10 protein-coding genes are annotated in these 19619 nt (G+C 54.8%); 8 read left to right on the forward strand and 2 right to left on the reverse strand.

The genetic code is table 11. The features are described 5' to 3' along the window. Positions 1 to 59 precede the first annotated feature (59 nt). The gene (locus JT718_RS07490; protein WP_205501612.1) at positions 60 to 506 is read right to left on the reverse strand and encodes a response regulator; all 447 of its coding nucleotides are present in this window, start codon (positions 504 to 506) and stop codon (positions 60 to 62) included. Between the two features lie 287 nt (positions 507 to 793). Here JT718_RS07490 and JT718_RS07495 point away from each other — a divergent pair, with 287 nt between their 5' ends. The 3 genes from JT718_RS07495 (at position 794) to JT718_RS07505 (ending at position 8409) form a co-directional block, all read left to right on the forward strand. Next, positions 794 to 1867 carry a hypothetical protein gene (locus JT718_RS07495; protein ID WP_240336986.1) on the forward strand — a complete coding sequence of 358 codons (1074 nt, stop codon included), beginning with the start codon at positions 794 to 796 and terminating at the stop codon, positions 1865 to 1867. 434 nt (positions 1868 to 2301) lie between these two features. Beyond that, on the forward strand, positions 2302 to 7797 hold the full coding sequence (locus JT718_RS07500; protein ID WP_205501613.1) for a phosphodiester glycosidase family protein: 5496 nt from the start codon (positions 2302 to 2304) through the stop codon (positions 7795 to 7797). Positions 7798 to 8061: 264 nt separating this feature from the next. After that, positions 8062 to 8409, forward strand: coding sequence for a DUF6970 domain-containing protein (locus JT718_RS07505; protein ID WP_205501614.1), 348 nt, complete (start codon positions 8062 to 8064; stop codon positions 8407 to 8409). 96 nt (positions 8410 to 8505) lie between these two features. Here JT718_RS07505 and JT718_RS07510 read toward each other — a convergent pair whose 3' ends face one another. After that, complete coding sequence (locus tag JT718_RS07510) at positions 8506 to 9495, reverse strand: aspartate-semialdehyde dehydrogenase (protein ID WP_205501615.1); 990 nt, start codon at positions 9493 to 9495, stop codon at positions 8506 to 8508. Between the two features lie 176 nt (positions 9496 to 9671). Between JT718_RS07510 and JT718_RS07515 the strand changes: the two genes are divergently transcribed. From JT718_RS07515 to JT718_RS07535, 5 genes are all read left to right on the forward strand, one after another. Next, a complete protein-coding gene (locus JT718_RS07515; RefSeq protein ID WP_205501616.1) occupies positions 9672 to 12239 on the forward strand; it encodes a lamin tail domain-containing protein in 2568 nt (855 codons plus the stop codon). A gap of 120 nt (positions 12240 to 12359) precedes the next feature. Next, positions 12360 to 13115, forward strand: a complete 756-nt coding sequence (locus JT718_RS07520; RefSeq protein WP_262897341.1) for a sulfite exporter TauE/SafE family protein — start codon at positions 12360 to 12362, stop codon at positions 13113 to 13115. 150 nt (positions 13116 to 13265) lie between these two features. Continuing rightward, a complete protein-coding gene (locus JT718_RS07525; protein ID WP_205501618.1) occupies positions 13266 to 14402 on the forward strand; it encodes a DUF6588 family protein in 1137 nt (378 codons plus the stop codon). 420 nt (positions 14403 to 14822) lie between these two features. Continuing rightward, a complete protein-coding gene (locus tag JT718_RS07530; RefSeq protein ID WP_205501619.1) occupies positions 14823 to 17879 on the forward strand; it encodes a SusC/RagA family TonB-linked outer membrane protein in 3057 nt (1018 codons plus the stop codon). A 24-nt stretch (positions 17880 to 17903) separates the two neighbouring features. Then, positions 17904 to 19367, forward strand: a complete 1464-nt coding sequence (locus JT718_RS07535; RefSeq protein WP_205501620.1) for a RagB/SusD family nutrient uptake outer membrane protein — start codon at positions 17904 to 17906, stop codon at positions 19365 to 19367. Positions 19368 to 19619 lie beyond the last annotated feature (252 nt).

The raw sequence follows: 19619 nt of genomic DNA on the forward strand, positions 1-19619 counted from the left end.
AACGGGAACCGGGGCTATGCTGCCAAGAGGTTGGTGTGCTGCCCCTGCTTAAGCCAGGGTCAGGAAGCGCCGGGAAGATCGGTAGTTTCGTTCTGGGTGCCGGGCCCGAAGTGCTCTTTGATCAGGTGCAGGGCATCGGCTTGGGTAAGCGGCTTGGAAAGGTGCCCTGCCACGTCTGGGAAATCCTTGAGCCGGTGCAGGTCATAGAAACTGGCCGAGGAGGAAAGCGCGAACACCTTGTGGGCCTTGCGGGCGGCGGGCAGGTGCTGGTACCGCTCCAGAAAGTCAAAGCCATCCATGCCCGACATCTTGATGTCCACCAGGATCAGGTCCAGCGGCAGGTCAGACTGCAGGTGCTCCGGGCTGCTCAGGTACGTAAGGGCGGCCTGGCCATCGGTCACCACGTCAATCTGCTGCGCAATCTCCGCCTTGTTGAGAACGCGTTTGTTCATGTAGTTGGTGATCTCGTCGTCGTCTATTAACAGTACACGGTTAATTCTTTCCATGGGTGGGGCGCTAAGTTTCCTGTAAAGTTACAGTATACGTAAGAACATACGTTCGTAACCATCTGCCAAGGGCAACAATTCTGCGTTACCCGAAGGTTTGGTTCCTCTGGAAAGCCCTGAAAAAGAAGATGTACCTGAATTGGTGTACCCGGGGGGGCTCTGCCGCGTGTTCCCTGGCCGGGATTTTGCCATTAAGTGGGTTTTCCTATGGCAAAGCCTGTTAAAAAGAGTATCTTCCTGACGAAAAGGTGGGAAACCGCCCATTTGATGACTCCACTTACCAGTCCATGATCTTGAATGTAATGAAACAAGGCGCCGCTCCCTTGCGGTTGCTGTCAATTTTAGGAATTGCCTTGCTGAGTGCCTGCGGTTCTGACGGCGGGCGCAAAGAAAGCAACGGAGCCCAGGCCGCGCCGGCCGCTGCCAAGGCACCGGTAGCAGATTCTGCCCAGACTTCCGCCGATTCCACCAAGCTCCTGGGGGCAGCCAACCAGCAGGACACCACCGCCCTCGCCGACTCTGCGGCCAAAGCGCCCGCTGAGTTTGTGGTGAAAGATGAAGCCGCCAGCAAGCCCGGTGCTATTCTGCCCCATAAACGCATTGTGGCCTATTACGGCAACCCGCTCTCTAAGCGCATGGGCATTCTGGGCGAGCTTGCCCCCGAGAAAATGCTAGCCCGGTTAGATGAAGAGGTGAAAGCCTGGGAAGCCGCCGACCCTACCACGCCCGTACAGCCCGCCCTGCATCTGATCTTTGTGACGGCGCAAGGCAAACCCGGCAAAGGCGGCATGTACCGTCTGCGCATGAGCGACCATCTAGCCGACACGGTGATTGCCTGGGCGGCCAAAAGAAACGCCATTGTGTTCCTGGACATCCAGATAGGGCAGAGCACCGTGGAGCAGGAAATTCCCCGGTTGGAAAAGTACCTCAAGCTGCCGCAGGTGCACCTGGGCATTGACCCCGAGTTCGCCATGAAGAACGGCGCAGTGCCCGGCCGGAAGATAGGCACCCTGGACGCCAGGGAGATCAACTACGCCACGCAGTTCCTGAACGACATTGCCGTGAAGTATAACCTGCCGCCCAAGATCCTGGTGGTGCATCGCTTCACGCAGCGCATGGTCACCAACTACAAAGACATTAAGCTAAGGCCCAACGTGCAGTTTGTGATGCACATGGACGGCTGGGGCGACCGGGTCCTGAAGAAAAGCACGTATAACGCCTACATCAAGCGCGAGCCCGTGCAGTACACCGGTTTCAAGATCTTCTACTACAACGATACCAAGAAGAAAGGCTCCAAATTGTACACCCCAGAAGGCGTATTGGCGCTTTCTCCCAAGCCCATGTACATCCAGTACCAATAAGGCAGGTAGGCCTGCATAAAACCTCTCTTTTATTGAAAAGCCCCGGGGTGGCCCAAGCGTTAAAATTGCTTGCCGCCCCGGGGCTTTTTGCATGAACCAGAAACCGCCCAATGCCCTGAACCTACGTTGCCGTACTCTGTGAGCCGTTATGGGTCTGCCTGGGGAGCTAAGGATTTGTGTCTCTGAGGGATAATGGTTTTGGTAACTTTTTAAATTAATTAAGTTTTTGTTGGTGTATTATGAAATAAAAATTATTTTACATCATCAGTTCTTGCCATCATAGGAAGAGAGAGACGCAAGCGAGCAGATGCTGCCCTGACATAAGGAAGATGAGCTGGTTAGTTACAAGAAGTTAATACTTACATAAATGCCTGTTGATGGACAGGTCATACACGAGTTTCAACTTTACCCCCTATAACTTAACCTAATCGTCCATGAAGAAACATGTACTTTCCCCGAAAGTTCAGGTGGTGCTTCTGGCGTGGCTGCTCCTGTGGGTACAGCCACTCTTTGCGCAATACACCTGGACCCAGCCCGCCCACCTCAACGCCGGGCTGCCCCCTTCCATCAAAGTCTTCTATTCTGAGACCCCTGCCGCCCCGGGCGTAACGCCGCTCAAGATGTACTACGCCCTGGTAGACCTGAATGACCCCAACATGGAGTTCAAGGCGGTTTACGGCGGCGGCACCGGCGTGAGTTCCGGCAAAACCCCCGATGCCTGGGCTGCCCTGGAGAAAGACCCGGTGTATGCTGTGATCAACGGCGGTTTCTTTAACACCACTACCTATGAGGCTCTGGGTGCCGCTGTGCAGGATGGCAAGATTCTGGCCATCAATGCCAAGTCCTCGGGCGCCAATTATCCCACCCGCAGTGCTTTTGGCGTGCTGCCCGGCAACATCGCCGACATTGCCTGGATTTACCACGTGGGCGCGGCCAACACCATGTACCAATACCCCAACCCCAACCCGGTAAACCAACTAACCCGGCAGCCCACCGCTACCTACCCCGAGGGAGCGGCCCTGTGGCCGGCTTCTACCGCCATTGGCGCGGGGCCAGTGCTGGTGCACAACGGCGTAAAACGGATGACCAAAGACGAGGAGCTCATGTGGGCCAGCGGTGATAACCGCGAACCCCGCTCTGCCATTGGCCGCACCGCTGACAACAAAGTAATCCTGATGGTGGTGGAAGGCCGCAACGACGGGATCAGTGCCGGACTTACCCTGCCTCAAATGGCCGATGTGCTGGTAAGTATTGGTGCCCAGGAAGCCATGAACCTGGACGGCGGCGGTTCCTCGGCTCTTACCATTCAAGGGAAGAACACCATCCGCCCGTCCGATGCCGGTTTGCAGCGGGCCGTACCCACGGCTCTGATCCTGAAACGCCGCACGCACGTCTATGACACCGATAACACGACTCTTTACACGGAGCGCGGTGCCTGGTCTGAGTCTTCCAATACGGGTTTCTACGGCACCTCTAAAGCCAGAGTCCTGGCCACTGGAGACGGTTCCAGTTACGCCTCTTACAAATTGAAAGGCATATCGGCGGGCCGGTATGAGTTGAGTGCCTGGTGGGTAGCCGCCAGCAATAGAAGCACCAATACGCCTTACATCATTTACCGCACTGGCGGAGCCGCTCCAGACACCGTACGTGTGAACCAGACCGTGAACGGCAGCAAATTCAACGTGCTGGGTACGTTTGACCTGGGGCCTAACGACTCGGTGGTGATCAGCAACCAGGCCTCAGGACAGTTTGTTTCCGCCGATGCCCTTTCTCTGGTGAAAGTAGGGGAGAGCATGCCCGCTATAGCCTTCTCTAACGGAACCGAGCTGGAGGAAGTAGTGCAGGACCGCACCAGTTCTTTTGACCTACTGCTCACCAGCCCTAACTCCGGGTTTACGGTGCAGAAACTGCGTATTTTCAAGAAAGTAGGCGATAATCCCGAGCAACAGGTGGGCGGTGACATTCCGCTGAACGGCAGTTACAGCCATACCTATAACTTCAGCTACGCAGCCTCTGACCCGCTGGGGCCGGTGTATTTCCGGTTTGAGCTGGAAGACAGCTTCGGGCGCACCGTGTCTAAGAGCTTTGAGTACCGGGTGGTGTCGCTCACGCAGGTGGTGTTCAAAGGCGGCAAAGAATCTGGTCGGCACGCTTACGGGCAGCCACTAAACCTGGATCTTAGCCTGGAGACCCGCGTGCAGGACATCAACCTGAAAGAGCTGAAGGTGTTTAAATCGGTGGATGGTGGTTCTGAGCAGCAGTTGGGTAGCACCATCGCCCTGAACGCCCAGCCGCAGCAGGACTATACCTTCACCCACAAATTGGAAGACGCAGTCAACAGCAAAGTGAACTTCCGGTTTGAGGTGACCGATGTGCGCAACACCAGCGCCAGCCGTACTTACCAGGTGAAAGTGATGCCTGCCCGCGGTGATTTCCGATTGGCCGTAATCAGTGACCTGAACTCAGGTTTTGGATCGGTGACCTATGAGTGGCAGGTAGACAGCATCATGCAACGGATTCCGCGCCTGTGGCAACCCGACATGGTAGTAGCCGGCGGAGACATGATTGCCGGACAATCGGCCTCTTTGAACGCCACGCAGGTGGCCAACATGTGGAACGGTTTCGATAACAAAGTGGCCAAACCATTAAGGGAAGCCGGTATTCCGTTCGCGTTTACCATGGGCAACCATGACGCGGCGGCCGGTATGCCCGTTGACCGCCAGGAGGCCCTCAACTACTGGAGAAAGCCCGGTAATTTCCCTAACTGGCACCCGGTAGACACTACTAATTACCCCTTCTACTTCTCCTACAAACCCACCGCTAACTCAGACATTTTCTTTGTGTCCTGGGAGGCCAGCAGCGCCAACATCAGCAATGAGCAACTGGCGTGGGTGCGGGCGCAGTTCACTAGTCCCGAAGCCAAAGCCGCTAAGTTCCGCTTCCTGGTGGGCCACTTGCCGCTGTACGGCGTGGCACAGGAGTACAACTCTGCCGGCAACATTCTGAATAACGCGGCCGCCCTGCAGGCCATGATGGAAGAACTGGATGTGCACACCTACATCAGCGGGCACCACCACGCGTATTACCCGGGCAAGCACGGTGGCGTGGAGTTCATGAACGCCGGAGCTGCCGGTTCGGGTCCGCGCAAGTACCTGGGGTATGATGCCGTGGCACCTAATACGGTCACGTTGATGGACGTTTTCCTGGAGCAGGACACCATCATCTACACCACCTTTGAGATCAAACACCCCGATGCCGATGCCATGCCGGTGTTCAATGAGAAGAGCCTGCCCGAGGTAATAGTAGGCGCCAACGGCCACCTGATCCGGCGCGATGTGCCCATCAGCGGAGCCGCCGTAGGAGCGCTTTCTTCTTACAACAAGCGCAAGACCACGGTAGGGCAAGCCACCGGTACGGTAGAAGCCGTGGAAGTGGGCAACGATATCCGATTTGTGGGCTCGTTCAGCGGCTTGAAAGGAGCCATTTTACCCGAGAAAACCGCTGTTGCCTTGTACCAGGGGCTTTACCCGGAAGAAGGTACCCTGAAGCTCGCCATGAAGGTAGAATCTACCGATGGCCGCACCGGCACCTTTACCGGCAGCCTGCCCGCAGATTTTGCCGTGAAAGAACTCATGAGCATGGGTGCCTTCTACGTCCTCATCAAAACCGATTCCCTGCCCGAAGGCGAGGTGCGTACCCAACTCTACAAACCTGCTAACGCCGCTCCGGCAACGGCTGTGATTACCTCACATGATGCCAACACCGTGTATCCGGTACGGAATATCAAAGGCTTCTTCTCTGTGAAATGGAACGCTGAGGCAGATGCCGAACGGAACACCGTGACCTACACCTACCAATTGGCCAAAGATGCTCAGTTCAACCAACTGCTGCTGCACAAGCCGGTTGGCCTCAACGCTGAGTACAGCGTGCCGCAGGAAGAATGGTTTGCCTTGTTAGGCTATGCCCCGGCAAACCAAGCCGTGACGTTCTACCACCGCGTGATTGCCTCAGACGGGAAAAACGTGAGTATAAGTGCTCCCGTGGCGCTGCAACTGACCAAGAGCGATGCGCCAATCACCGGTCCAGTGGAGATTCCGGCTGCCGGCTTTGTGTATGACTGCCGCGTGAAAGACCCTGACGGGAACTGTATTGCGGCATTTGCTCCGGCCCCAACCACCAACGGTCACGGCGTGACGGTAGACCGCAAAGGCAAGGTGTGGTCTGTGGGCTATAGCCGGGGTGTGCGGGTGAACAACCCAGACGGTACGCCGTGGGAGTTCACCAGTGACAAACTGGAGTTTTACCAGGGCAACAAATCGTACCTGCACTTCATCAATTTCAAAGGCTTGCGGGAAGAAGTGAGACTGGTAACCGGTATTGGCCTGGCCCATGACGGCAACATTCTGGTGGCCTTCAACACCATTTTGTACAAACTGGACGTGAACACCGGAGAGCCCCTGGCCCGCGTGGATACCGATATCTCCCTCACCAACCCTACCTCCGATGACAAAGGCAACATCTTCGTGACTTCGGTGACTGGGAACAAGAGCTACATTTTCAGGCAGAGCGCTACAGACCCCACTGCGTTTGAAACCGTGGTAACCCTGGCAAACGCCACCGCGTTGCCGGCCCGCACGTCTGGCTCGGTGGCCCGCGCCTCGGCTATTTCGCCGGAGGGGAACACTATCTACGTGCCATATATCTCGGGCAACAAGATAGACAAGTACACCAGCCAGGACGGCCTCACCTGGACCCTGGACGAAACCATTAAAATAGTCTCAAACTCCAAGTCCATCTTCGCGGCCAGCAACAACCGCATGTACGCCGTGGTAGACGCCAGCGGAGACCAGCCGGCCAAACTTATCTTCCGCGATGACAGCAATCCGGCCCAGAAACTTTCCTGGACCCTGCCGCTGCCTGAAATCCACGGCACCGATCTGCGCGGCCTTACCCTGAGCCCCGGCCTGGATACGGCGTATATTGTTTCTTCAGCCGTTGGAACAGTGTACCGCTACGTGCTGCCCAGCGACGGGAACACCGGCGAAGAACCTCGGGAGCTGCGTGAGTACACCATTGCCCAGGCCAGAGAAACCGATGCCACCGGCAAGGAGATTCACGTGGGCGAGTACGTGCTGCTGCGCGGCGTAGTAGCCAGCCCCAACCTGTCAAGGGCCCATCTGGATCTGTCGTTGATGAGCGGCGGCAAGGCGGTACAGCTTTACCGCGCCACGAAGGGGGCAAGAACCTTCGCACCGCAACTGAAAGACAGTGTGGCCGCCATTGGCGTGCTGCGGAACTACAACGGCTTGCTGCGCGTGGAGGTAGATTCCCTGTTCCTGCTCAAAGCCAACAGCGTACTGCCTGCGCAAGCCACGGTGACCGCCATTGGCGAGGAACTGGAATCTGTGCCGGTGACCATTCACCAGGCCTTCCCCGTGGATAAGAGCCAGTGGACCACCGGTCTGGGCTACCATGGTTTCGAGGTGACGTTGGAGTCTACCGCCGGGCCCATCAACCTCCTGGTACCGCCTACTTCGGTGCTTTACAACCAACCTGCCCCCAGTGGCATGCTGAAACTGGAAGGCGTGGTGCGCCAGTACAAAGACACGCCGCCGTATACCACCGGTTACTACCTGGTTCCTTTGCGGTTCAAATCTGAAATCGGGCCCAGAAACGACAAAGACGCACTATCGGTGAAAGTATATCCGGTGCCCACTACAACCGGCACGGTGTACGTGGAGCTGCCGCAGTCGGTGCTGAAAGGTGCTTCTATTCAGGTGGTAGACCTGTTTGGCCGCGTGCTGCTGGAGAAGGGCGATTTTACCCAAAACAAAGTGGCGCTTGACCTTTCCAAACAGCAGCCCGGCACCTATCTGGTGGTAGTGAACACCGTGGATGGCAGAACCGTGCACCGCGTCATGAAAGAGTAGCGCTGGTTTAGGTTAAACGGCGTTTTTGGGCTGTTTTGCTCAAAGTGCCTTTGAAATACCCACACAAAAGAGGCTCCCCGTGGGAGTCTCTTTTGTTTTAAGCAATCCTCAAAAATTTCAGGAACAGGAGGCAACCGCATCGGGTCTTCGTATGGGAATGCAAATTGGCCAGGATAGATTTCCCTCTGAGAAAAAAGCTGGGGCACCAAGCAGCCTTTTGGCCCATTTAGGCATCTTCTGATTAAAGCCCCCCATTGACACGCTATGAAAACTCTGTACACCTTCTGTCTGCTCTGCCTTGTGGCGCTTACTTCCTGTGAAGAAGAACCGGAGGAGCGGACCTGCCTGGTGGCGAACCCGGTGCAGAACATGGGGTGGCTGCGCACGCGTGTACAGGGCTTGCAGCAGTCTGAGTACTGCCAGTTTGTAAAGGTGGGCACCCTGCAGGGCAGCACCGTTTATGTGCTGGGCAACTGCGCCGCCGGCATCAACTCCATAGACTCGGTGTTTGACTGTGACGGCAACCTGCTTTGTTACGGCGGCGATGAAACCTGCCCCAATTTCTCAAAAGAGGTCAAAAACCTGAAAACCATCTGGACGAACGGCAAGTGACTCCGAGCTTCACCCGAAGCCATTTTTATATAGAAGTAAAAAGGCCACCCGCAGGGGTGGCCTTTCTGTTTATGGGCTGAATTGGCTAAAACTAAACTAAACCAGTTTGTTTTCTACCAGGTATTCGGCGATCTGAACGGCATTGGTGGCGGCGCCTTTGCGCAGGTTATCGGCCACAATCCACATATTGAGGGTTTTGTCCTGGGTTTCGTCCATCCGGATGCGGCCTACCAGTACCTCGTCTTTGCCGTGGGCGTCCTTCGGCATGGGGTATTGCAGGTTGGCTACGTCGTCAACCACCACTACGCCGGGAGTTTCGTGCAGCAGGCGGTACACTTCGTCTAAGGTGAAGTCTTTCTCAAACTCCACGTTCACAGATTCTGAGTGCCCGCCAATTACCGGAATACGCACGGTGGTAGCCGTTACTCTGATAGAGTCGTCGCCCATGATTTTCTTGGTCTCGTTCACCATCTTCATTTCCTCCTTGGTGTATCCGTTCTCGGTGAACACATCAATGTGCGGAATCACGTTCAGGTCAATGGGGTAGGCGTACGCCTTCTCGCCGTCCACGCCCGCGCGCTCGTTCATGAGCTGGTCCACGGCTTTCTTGCCGGTGCCGGTCACCGACTGGTACGTGCTCACCACAATGCGCTTGATCTTGAGGGCCTGGTGCAGTTTGTTCAGGGCCACCACCATCTGGATGGTAGAGCAGTTGGGGTTGGCAATGATCTTATCTTCAGGGGTCAGTTCAGCGGCGTTGATCTCGGGCACCACCAGTTTCTTGGTGGGGTCCATGCGCCAGGCCGAAGAGTTGTCTACCACGGTGGTGCCGGCTTCGGCAAACTTGGGAGCCATCTCCTTGCTTACGCTGCCGCCCGCCGAGAAAATGGCGATCTGCGGTTTCTGGGCAATGGCGTCTTCCATGCCAATGACGGTGTATTCCTTGCCCTGGAACTCCATCTTCTGGCCCACCGATCTTTCAGAGGCCACTAACAACAATTCGTCTACCGGGAAGTTACGCTCCGCCAGGACCTTCAGCATTTCGCCACCCACTAGGCCGGTGGCGCCTACTACAGCTACTTTCATGTAAAGGTTAATAAATGAGTTATGTATACATCCGGGGAAGAACGAGTGGGGTAGCTTTCTCCGGAAAAACCGGGCCCGGCTGTTTTTTGCTTCTTTTCTGAGAATCAGGCAGAAAACAGAGCGGGCCGGTTGCAAAGTAAGCCAACTTTTTACGATAATTAAAGTACAGGCTACTCATGAGGCAACTCTTTCTTGCTTTTCTTCTATGGTTTGTCAATTTAACTGCCCTACAGGCCCAGGTGCAGGAAACATTCTCAGACGGAGACTTCTCGCAAGCGCCTGTGTGGCAAGGTGATGCCGCCCAATTTCAGGTGAACGCTGCCGGCCAGCTGCAGAGCCGAGGCCCGGCGGTGAGCGGTACCACGCTGCACCTGGCCACCCCCAACCAGCTGGCCGCAGGGGCCGAGTGGGAGTTCTACGTGCAGCTCGGCTTCGCCACCTCCTCCAGCAATTACGCCGAGGTGCACTTAATCGCAGACCAGCCAGACCTGAAAGGAACGGGCCGCGGATATTTCGTGCGCCTGGGCGGGACCGAGGACGAGGTAAGCCTGTACCGGAAAGACGGCGTCAGTGCGGCGAAGATCATCAACGGACCCGACCAAACCCTTGCCGGCGCTGACCACAAGCTGTGGGTGCGGGTGAGGCGCTCCCCCACCCACCACTGGACCCTGGAGGTAGACGCCTCGGGTACCCGCAGCGGGTATGCGGTGCAGGGCACCGTACAGGATGGGCGCTACACCAGTTCAGCCTTCGTGGGCGTGTTGTTCCGGTATTCGCAGGCCAATGCCCACCGCTTTTACTTTGATGATTTTACGGTGAAGGACGTGGCGGCTCCGGCCTTGCTTACCACCAAAGCCCTGCACGCCCGGGCCGTGGAGCTCACTTTCTCCGAGCCCTTGGCGCAGGCCGAGGCCCTGCAGCCCAACAACTACCGCCTCAATGGAACGCTGCTGCCCAGCCAGGTGGAGTGGCAGGCATCCGCCCCGCACGTGGTAAGGCTCCAGTTTGCCCAGGAGTTTACCGCCGGCGAAAACCGGTTGGAAGTCCTGCGGCTCTCTGATCAGGACGGAAACGTGGCCCCGCCCCAGACCAGCACTTTCCAGTATGCCCCGTTGGCCCAGCGGGGCGACGTGAAGATCACCGAGATCTACGCCGATGTAAACCCCTTGCAGGACCTGCCGCCGGCCGAGTTCTTTGAGCTGTATAACGCAAGCGACAAAGCCTTGAACCTGCAGGGCTGGACGTATTCAGACGCCACCGCCGCCTCGGGCACCTTCCCGGCCTACGTGCTCAGGCCCGGCGCGTACCTGATTGTGTGTGCCGCCGCAGACACCGCGCGCTACCGGCTATATGGTCCGGTGGTGGGGCTCTCAGCCTTCCCCTCCCTCAACGACAGCGGCGATGAGGTAGAACTGTTCAACGCCGAAGGGCAATTGATAGACGCGGTGGCCTACAGCAACACCTGGTACCAGGACAACGCCAAACGCGAAGGCGGCTGGAGCCTGGAACTGACCAACGTAACCAGCCGGTGCGCGGGTGCCTCGCAGTGGAAAGCCTCGGGGCATCCGCGGGGCGGCACTCCCGGGCAACCCAACTCGGTGCAGGAGACGGACTGGGAGGCGCCCGTCTTGCGGCAGGTAACGGCGCTTTCGGCCACCCGGCTGGTGCTGCAGTTCAGTGAGCCCCTGGACAGCGCCGAAGCCCGGCAGCCGCACCTTTACTCGGTTTCGGGCGGTGGGGCGGTGCAGCAGGTACGCGTGGCGGCGGGGCTCACCGAAGTGGAGCTGTTACTGGCCACGCCCCTGCAGGAGAATCAGCGCTACACGGTTTCGGTACAGAACGTGGTGGACTGTGCCGGCAATGTGGCCCCGGCGCAAGAGCAGCCGGTGATACTGCCGGCCGCCCCGCAGAAGGGCGATGTGGTCATCAATGAAATTCTGTTTAACCCGCGGCCCGGCGGGGTAGACTTTGTGGAGGTGGTGAACCGGTCTTCCAAGTACCTGAACCTGCAGGGCTGGAAACTGGCCAACCGGTTGGCTGCGGGAGTGGCCAACCGGCGCGAGATTACCCGTCAGCCGCTGCTCCTGGCGCCGGGGGAGTACCTGGTGTTCACCCCAGACGCGGCGGTGCTGCACCAGGAGTACCCCTTGGGCCGTGCCGAAAGGTTTGTGGAAGTGTCGGCTTTGCCGTCTTACCCAGACGAGGCAGGGGCGGTGCTGGTGCTGCTGCCCAATGACTCCCTCATGGACGAGGTGCGGTACCAAAGCAGCCAGCACTTCAGGCTAATTTCTGAGGCGGAGGGAATCTCGCTGGAGCGGATGGTGCTGGGGGGCCCTTCCACGGCGGAGAATTTCCATTCGGCCGCTACCCAGGTCAGCGCCACGCCCGGGTATGAAAATTCGCAGGCGCAGCAGGTGGGCGTGGCCTCCCGCACCCTTACCCTGCAGCCCAGGATTATCACCCCAGACGGCGACGGAAAAGATGATGCCCTGCTGCTGCAGTTCAACCTGCCCCAGCCGGGGTTTGTGGCCACCGTCACCATCTTTGACGCCAACGGGCGCCACATCCGTAAAGTCTCGGCCAACACCCTCTTAGGCGCAGACAGCGTCTTGCAGTGGGACGGCCTAACCGATGCCGGGGCCAAGGCGGCTGTTGGCTACTATGTGGTGCTGGTAGACCTGTTTAACCTGCAGGGCAAACGCGAGGTGCTCAAGGAAACCGTGGTGGTGGGCGGCCGTTTTTAGCCTGTTTTTGGGAAAGTAGGCCAAAATGGATTTTCTTTAGGCCAGGGGTTTTGGTAAGCCCGCGCATTTTCAGAATCTTTGCGGTTTCAAAAGCCGCGGAGCCGGTGTAATTCTGAGACGTTGGAGATTGTATTTCTGTGCCTGTTTGCATTTCTGGCAGGCTTGATTGATTCAGTGGTAGGCGGTGGGGGACTCATCCAACTGCCGGCTTTGTTTGTTTTTCTGCCGCAGATGCCCATTCCGGCTATTTTTGGGACCGGTAAACTGTCAAGCATTGCGGGTACTTCGGTGTCTATGTGGCGCTACGCCCGCAACGTGGAAATCAATTGGCGGGCCCTGTTGCCCGCGGCCCTGGCGGCCTTTGTGTTCTCGTTCCTGGGCGCCCGCGCGGTAAGCCATTTCAATACAGAGCTGCTGCGCCCCCTTATCCTGGTGCTCCTCATTGCGGTGGCGGTGTACACCTTCTTCCGGAAAGATTTTGGATCTATCCATGCGCCACGCCTGGCGCACACCAAGGAAGTGTGGTACGGCGTGGCCGTGGGGCTGGTCATTGGGTTCTATGACGGGTTCTTCGGGCCCGGTACCGGCTCGTTCCTTATGTTCATCTTTGTGGGGGTGTTTGGGTTTAACTTTCTCACGGCCTCGGCCTCCGCGAAGGTGGTGAACGTGGCCACCAACCTTTCGGCCTTGCTGTACTTTGGGTACAAGGGCTACATTCTCTACCACATTGGCATTCCCATGGCCATCAGCAGCGTGCTGGGCTCTGTGGTGGGCACGCGCATTGCCCTGGTGAAGGGCTCGGGCTTTGTCCGGAAGCTGTTTCTGGTGGTAGTGACCGGCATCATCCTTAAGTTCGCCTACGATACGTTCCGGTAATCGCGTTTTGGGGCAGTTTTCTGAGAATCAGGCCCAAAACCCCTACTTATATTTAGGTATAATGGCTTTGTCCTATTTGAAAGTTGCCGTGAAATAAGGATGTTCGTCTATTGAATTATTCAGGACAAACAACAATAAAATAAGTGTAAAATGAACAGATGTCTACGTAAAGTTACAATGTGGGCCGTGCCGGTGGTGGGATTGCTGCTGTCGGCGGGCCAGGTCCAGGCCCAGGATGAGGTGGGGGAGTTTATAAGGGCCGGCAAGGAAGACGCCGGTAAACTGGTACGGGCGTATGCCGAGCCGGCCAGCAAAGCGTTTGGGCACGGCCTGAACGGCGGTTGGTTCAACTCGGGCAAGGCCATGAAGCTGGGCCGGTTTGACGTGCGCGTGTTTGCCACGGCCACCTTCTCGCCGGAAGAGGACAGAACGTTTGACCTGTCTAAGCTGGGCCTGACCATGGTGCGCGACGAGAACGGCAGAGTGTTTGACCCCAACACCCCGGTGCTTTCCCCCACCATCTTCGGGAAAGACGAGGAAGGCCCGGAACTGACGCTGTATGCCAAGGCCAGAAGAACCGTGGCAGGGCAGTCGGTGGAAGTGGAAGAGCGAGTAGGGTCTATCAATGCCCCCCAGGGCGCGGGCTACACCTTTCTGCCGGTGCCAATGGCCCAGGTGAGCCTTGGGTTGATCAAAGACACTGAGGTGGCCGTCAGGTACTCGCCTAAGGTGAAGTACGATGACTTTGAGGGAGAACTTTGGGGCGTGGGCCTCAAGCACGGCATCAAGCAGTGGATTCCGGTGATCAGCATGATTCCGGGGTTTGACATTACGGTGTTTGGCGGCTACACCCACCTGAAGAGTGCCTACCGGGGCCTGGACGTGCCCTTGCGGGATGAAGACCGTCCGTATGCCACGGCCCAACAGCAAGACCCGCAATACTACGCCGGGCAAGCCGTGACCCTTTCCACCAAAGCCTGGACTGGCAGCCTGGTGGTGTCCAAGACCCTGAGCGTGCTTACCGCCTATGCCGGGGTGCGGTACAGTAATGTGGAGACAGACCTGAACGTGGAAGGGGCCTACCCCGTTACGGCCTACCGTACCACTGCTCCTTATAACAGATATGTAGAAGATATCACTGACCCGTTACTCCTTAATATGAAGGACTCCCAGTGGGGGGCCACGGGCGGTCTGCGGCTGAAACTGCTGGTCTTCTCGCTGTACGGCGAGTACACCCTGGCTAAATACCCCACCGCCACCGCCGGTATTGGGCTTGGCTTTAACTAAGACTTACCCAATTATTGAAAAAGCCTTTCTCAACTTCTGAGGAAGGCTTTTTTGTTTTACAGGTTTCTTGGATTTTCCGGGGCGGGCTGAAAAACCTTCTGGTTTGAAGCCTGTTTTTGGTGAACAACCAGTTAGCAATTATGATAAGTACAGTTTAGGGGTGATTCTTAAAAAAGGGATAGGAAATAGCATAATAAGCTATGCTTTTAACAAGTGAGGAAAGATAAGTTAGGATTTAGGACGCTGTTGTAAGTCCCTGAGATTGCATTAGGTGCGTTGCTAAAACTGATTCTATACGATTATTTAAAATTTGTGTTAGGGAGTTTGTGATAAAAGTTGAGAGGTAGAGTTGTTAATGCCACTTTTTCTTCTAAATTTGATTAACGAACAATAATATTTTACTAACAAACCAACAAACACATGAAGAAAACTTTACTATTCAGCTTCGTGTTGCTGCTGGCGCTTGTGGGGCAAGCGTGGGCACAAACACGGACTGTAACAGGACGAGTGACTGACGCCAGGACAGGAGAGGGAATGCCTGGCGTGACAGTTCAGCTCAAAGGAACTACCACGGCTGCGCCAACAGATGCAAATGGCGGGTACTCTATCAGTTTGCCTACCGGTAATGGAACATTGGTGTTCTCCTTTGTGGGCTATACCAACCAGGAAATTAACGTAGGCTCAAACTCGGTGGTGAATGTGAGACTGGCGCAAGACGCTGAAACCATTAATGAAGTGGTGGTTGTGGGGTACGGCACCAAAACCCGGGAAGATCTGGCTGCTTCGGTAGCTGTGATTGGAGCGAAGGAGATTGAATCTAAGCCGGTTCCTTCCGTTGACCAGTTGCTGCAAGGCAGAGCGGCCGGGGTTCAGGTAACCGCGGCTAACGGTAAGCCTGGGGCCAACGCCTACATCAGAATCAGGGGTACAGGGTCTATCAACGCTGGTAACCAACCGTTGCTGGTGGTGAACAACGTGCAGATTCCAGACAACATGAGAGATCAGTTCTTCAACTCTATCAATGCCAATGACATTGAAAGTATCTCTGTGCTGAAAGATGCGGCCGCTGCTTCTATCTACGGGGCAAGAGGTTCTAACGGGGTAGTGGTTATCACTACCAAAAGCGGAGCCAAGTCTCAGGGAACCCTGACCTACCGGTTCCAGTCTGGTATCAACGAGAAAGTTCCAGACAATTTTGACATGATGAACTCTGCGCAGAAGCTGCAGTATGAGTATGAACTGGGGTACACCAACCCGTACGTAAGTACTTACTTTGCTAATAACCGCGGTACTTTCCCTGTTGGGACCACCATCACCAGCATTACGCCAGAGCAGCGCCAGACCGTTTGGAATGCCATTGCCGCTAACGACCATGATTGGCAGGATGCCATCCTTCGTAATGGCAAGATCCAGCAGCACGAGCTTTCTTTTGGCGGTAGCACCGGCAAAACCAATTACTACTTCTCTGTGCAGAAATTTGACCAACAGGGTATCGTGATTGGGTCTGACTTTGACAGATACTCCAGCACCTTGAACATCAGCACGGATATCAAGCCTTGGCTGAGCGTGGGTAACTCCTTGAACATTGGCCATACTACCAGCAAAGAGTTGCGTGATAGAAACAACGTGCAGAACCCTTTCAGAGCCATGTACGTGTACAACCCTTATGAGCCGGTACGTAACCCAAATGGCACATTTAACCCTACGCACCAGGGTGTAAACATTGTGCAGTATGTGGAAACGGAGCCTGAGGAGATGAGAAACCTGACAGGGTTGAACGCCTTCAACGTTGACATTCACCCCATTCAAGGGCTTAACATCACCTCAAGAGTTGGTTTGACCCTGAGAGATTACACCCGTGAGTCTTTCTCTGAGCCAGGTGGTGCACTTGACCCAATTGTAGGTGACCCGGCTGCGCCAGGTAGCAAAACTGATAACGGTTCAAGAGAATTCTACTACAGCTGGACAAACCAGGCCAGATATGAGTTTGCCGTAGGCCAAGACCATAACTTCAGTGTGCTTGGTATCCAGGAATTCCAGAAGAGCCAGTTCAGCAGCTACTCTTTGTCTAAAAAAGGATTTGCCAGCGCAGACCTGACCACCCAGGACAACGGTGCCGCTAATACTGGAAATAACTCTACCTCTAAATCTGTGTGGACTTTATTTTCTTTGGCGGGTAGCGCTGAGTACAACTTCCAGAGAAGGTACTTCCTGACCGGGAGCATCCGTAGAGATGGTTCCTCAAGATTTGGTGCCAACAACAAATACGGTACTTTCTGGTCAACCAGCGCTTCCTGGCTTCTTTCAGAAGAGTCATTCATGCAGGACTTTGATTGGCTGACCCTATTAAAAGTAAGAGCGTCTATTGGTACTGTTGGTAACTTCAGCGGCCTGTCAAACTACCAAGCTTTAGGTTTGTACAATTTCGGCCGTTACGGTGGTGCATTGACCAGCTTCCCTGGCCAGATTGCTAACCCTGATCTGACCTGGGAGTCTAAACTGAAGCGCAACGTAGGGGTAGACGTAGAGTTATTCCAGTCAAGAGTTGCCCTTAGCTTAGACTATTACAATGAGTACACCGATGACCTGCTTTTGGATCAGCCTGTGTCAAGAACTACTGGCTTCACGTCTGTAACCAGAAACATTGGCGCCATGTCTAACAAAGGGGTGGAAGCTGGTTTGAACGTAGACATCATCAGAAATGAAAACCTTACCTGGTCTTTCAATGGTAACATTACCTTTAACAAGAACCGCGTAGAGGAGCTCAATGAAGGTCAGGAGGAGATTGTGGATGCAGTTACCGGTATCAACGTTTACAGACCAGGCCACGCGTACAGTACTTACAAAATGGTGCGTTGGGCAGGCGTAGACCCACAAACCGGTGAAGCCCAGTTCTATAACAAGAACGGGGAGATCACAAAAACTTACTTAGCTTCAGACGCAGTGGTGCTGGAAGGCAAAAGCAGTAACCCAGATTATTATGGTGGCTTTGGAACCAGTTTGGCTTACAAAGGCTTCGATCTGTCTGCGCAGGTGAACTACACAGTAGGAGGGTATACTTACAATGGTATTATGGCCACGCTGGTTTCCTGGGGGCCTTCCCGTACGCAGAACCTGAGCACCGATGCCTTTGACTACTGGAGAAAACCAGGTGATGTGACTTTCCTGCCCAAAGCCTCTGCCAGCAACACTACTAGAACCACAGATCAATACCTGCAGGATGCGTCTTTCCTGAGATTGAGAAACGTGACACTGGGGTACACAGTGCCTAAGAGCTTGACTAACAAGATTAAAGTGCAGAATCTGAGAGTATACGTTCAGGGGCAGAACCTGTTGACGTACATTCCTAACTACTTCGGTGACCCTGAAGTTGGAACCGGTAGTGCAGAGTCAAACTTGTTCATTCCGGGCCAGTACAGCCTGTATAGCTATCCAACTACCCGTCAGCTGACCTTTGGTTTGGATATCAGTTTCTAAGTAACAGTAAAACCTAGATTTAAAATGAAGAGAAAGTATATATATATGCTGGCAATAGGACTAATGTCTTTTGCTGGCTGTGACAGTGAACTAGACCAGGAGCCCTTTAATGCGTTGAGTACCGGGCAGGCGTTTAGAACGCCGGCAGATTTTCAGAATGCCCTTAGAGGTGCTTACGCCGGACTAAGAGGAGCCTCTTATTATGGGGGGCAGGATGCGGGCTCTATGATTATTACGCCAGACATTCTTTCAGACAACCTGATTATCAACTCGCAGGGAAGGTTCTCGCAACAGACCCTTTACCAGCTGAACTACACGGCTAACAATACCTGGAACATCTGGAACAACGCCTATACTACTATCCTGAGAACAAACTACATTCTGGAAAACATCAACAATTTGCCAGAAGGTGCTGAGAGGGAGAACGTGAAGGCGGAAGCATTGGGCTTAAGAGCCCTTGCCCACTTTGATTTGCTCCGGTTATATGCAAAGCGCTACATTGGAGCAACAGATGCAGACTTGGGAGTGCCGTATGTGACCTCAACAGATCCAACCCAGAAACCAAGCAGAACCCCTCTGAAGCAAGCATATGACCTGGTTGTCGCTGACTTTCTTGCCGCCGAGGCTGGTATCAACGCTACTAACGGGGTGGGCCGTCTAAGCAAGGCTGCCGTACAGGGCTTGCTTGGCAGGGTGTATCTCTACATGGGGCAATGGCAGAATGCCGTTGATAAGTCAACGGCTGCTATCAACAATGCTCCTGCCGCAAACGCGCTGGCTTCAAGAACTGAGTTCCCAAGCATCTGGACCGATGCTACTGAGAAAGACGTTCTCTTTAAAGTAAGGATCTTAGATACAGACGCTACACCTGTGGTGACCGTTGGGGTAGGGTATCAACAAACCGTGAACGGCTTGGTGCGGGCTGAGTTTAGCCCAACCTGCGAGCTGGTAAGATTGTACGCCCCAGAAGACGTGCGAACTACCACTTACATTGGAGAGTCAACCTACGGTGGGTTAACCTCAAAGTATGTTAAGAAGCACGTGGGTAGAGGAACTGGTGCGTTGAATGTGGTAGACGTAAAAGTGCTCAGGCTTTCTGAAGTGTACCTAAACCGGGCCGAGGCGCTTTACAACCTGGGTGCTGGCCAGCACGCGGCTGCCCTGGCAGACTTGAACGAGATCAGGAGCAGACGTTACTCTAATTTTGATCCAGCAACAGCAGTGGAGACAGGGACCGACTTATACAACGCTATTCTGGAAGAAAGAAGACTGGAGCTTGCCTTTGAAGGTCACCGGTTCTTTGATCTCAAGCGCCTGGGCTTGCCAATTGAGCGTTCTGCAACAGAAGGGGATGCGTCTGACTGTTCTGGGGTAGCCGCTCCGGCCAATGCCAGAACTCTTCCAGCGGACAACTTCAGGTTCCAGTTGCCTATTCCACAGGCAGAGATTGATGCTAACAAGAACATCATTCAGAACAAGGATTATTAACAGATCCCTGAAGTCTATAAGAAAAAAAGAGGAGCAGAAATTCTGCTCCTCTTTTTTTCTTATAGACGCTCTGTCTTTCTGATTCATGCAGAGATTTGATTGTAGAGTTGTGTAGCAAGGCATTTCTTTAATTGTCAGCGGTGATAGAAGTGCTTAAAGAAAACCTTCCTAACGGGTGCTTGTTTGTTTTAGTGCTATAACAGGTGCTGAAATTTTAACTGTTGCGGTTGATGGCTAAGCCCGAGAAAGAAA

Source organism: Rufibacter psychrotolerans, assembly GCF_016924645.1.
GTDB classification, from domain to species: domain Bacteria; phylum Bacteroidota; class Bacteroidia; order Cytophagales; family Hymenobacteraceae; genus Nibribacter; species Nibribacter psychrotolerans.